Raw genomic sequence first — 1,942 nt, forward strand, 5'->3', positions numbered from 1 at the left:
GCTCGAAAAAGTGGAAAAGTTGTAGGAGTTAAAGTACTTACCTTGTTAGGTGCACTCGCATTGAGTGCAAATGTTGCTTCCGCAGCAGAAGACTTAGTAATTTCAGATAAAGATAAAGTCAACGGAAAAGATATTGTGTTTATTGGCAATATTTATTCGGATAATGACATAGACTTTCCTGCCCTCCCTTTTGAAGTCTTTAATTTAAAAGATGGCCAGAATATTAGAGTAGAACTTGAGAGAAAAGGGGATTTGGGTAGTGTTTGGGGGTTGAATAATGGAACTGGAGAAACCACTGTTAATATAAAAGGAGATGTTATTTCTTCAGGAAATTTATTTTTTCCTTCTTCCGAGGATGCTGCTGAATCAACAGATGAAAATATGCTATTTGATGATGCGGTTAGCATGACTAACTCTGAACAAGCAACTAATCTTACAGTCAATCAGGAAGAAAGTAGCATCATTAAAGCTAAAAACACCGGTATTATGGCATCTAATAATGGTACCGGTTCTACTAAAATTAATATTGCAGGAACAATAGCAGCAACAACAGCTGTTTACGCAGATAGTGGTGAAAAAACTCAAGATGTGACTATCACGCAGTCAGCTCCCAGTAAAATTGAAGGTTCAGTTAACGGAATTGTAGTAAATAATCAGGGTAAGGGAGCAACAAATATTGATATAGCCGGTAATGTAAGCTCAACTGGTAATGCAACCATTCCGGAAGATCCTGAAAATCCAGATAGTGAACGATATAATTCTGGTAGTGGTATTATTGCCATAAATAATAAAAATACCACTGACCTGAATATAACTCAGTCTTCAGCCGCCAGTTTAATTCAAGGTGGAGCAACAGGAATTACGGCATCTAATTCAGGTGTTGGTTCTACCACGATTACTACTGCTGGCACGGTAATTGCTGATGGCATAGCAGAAAATGGTATTGGTATTGCCGCTTCCAATACTCAAACAGCCAAAGCAATCCATATAAACCAAACATCAGGAAATATTAAAGGTAAAGAAAAAGGCATATCTGCAAGTAATTTCGGACAAGGCAATACCGAAATCACTACTGCAGGAAATGTTACTGGTAATAAAGACGCCGGTATCGATGTTACTAATATGCATTTTAATTATCCTGATGCTGAAACAAGAGCAGAAAGCAAATCGAAGACCGATATTATTATTAATCAAACTGCCGGAAGTATTATTGGTGGTACAGATGGTATTACTGCTGTTAATGAAACTGGTGGAAAAGTCTCAGTGACTACAGCCGGCAAAGTAGAAGGTAAAACTGGAGCCGGAATTCAGGTTGTATCAGGTACAGCACCAGTTTCAGATATTGACGAAAACGGAGAAGACATAAGTTCAGCATTTGCTGTAAATAAGAAAGCCGCAACAAAAGCCGGTGATGAAAATGGCCAGGTACCTTTGGGCGGAATTAATGTTGTTCAGTCAAGTGGTGAAATCAATGGTTTTGCTAGTGGTATAGATGCCAGCAATCATGAATCAGGTGCGACCAATATTCAGGTGAGTGGCAATGTGAGTGCAACAGGCACTCAATTTCAGGAAGCTGAGGAACCAGAAGCTGATAAACCAGAAACTGATAAACCAAAAATCGAATATGGTACAGGCATAGGCATTATTGCAGTAAATGATGGAAAGGATACCACCGACATAAATATAAGTCAGTTGACAGAAAGCAGTAAAATTGAAGGCACAGCAGGTGGCATCAGTGCAAGGAACTCAGGTAGTGGTTCGACTACCATCACTACAGCAGGGACTGTGACAGCAAAAGGACCGGGAGAATATGGAAGTGGTATTTCTGCTTTCAATGGTGAAACGGCCAATGCCATCACTATTACCCAGAGCACTGGTGAAATTAACGGTGACCAGAGCGGAATATTGGCAACCAATATGGGCAAAGGTTCGACGGTAATAA

1 protein-coding gene is annotated in these 1,942 nt (G+C 39.7%); it reads left to right on the plus strand.

Annotated features, from left to right (window positions below):
• A partial coding sequence (locus tag BHC43_RS10660; protein ID WP_218966452.1) for a hypothetical protein occupies positions 1-1,942 on the plus strand: 1,942 nt, incomplete at both ends.

This window comes from Snodgrassella alvi (assembly GCF_002777855.1).
Lineage (GTDB): Bacteria > Pseudomonadota > Gammaproteobacteria > Burkholderiales > Neisseriaceae > Snodgrassella > Snodgrassella alvi_E.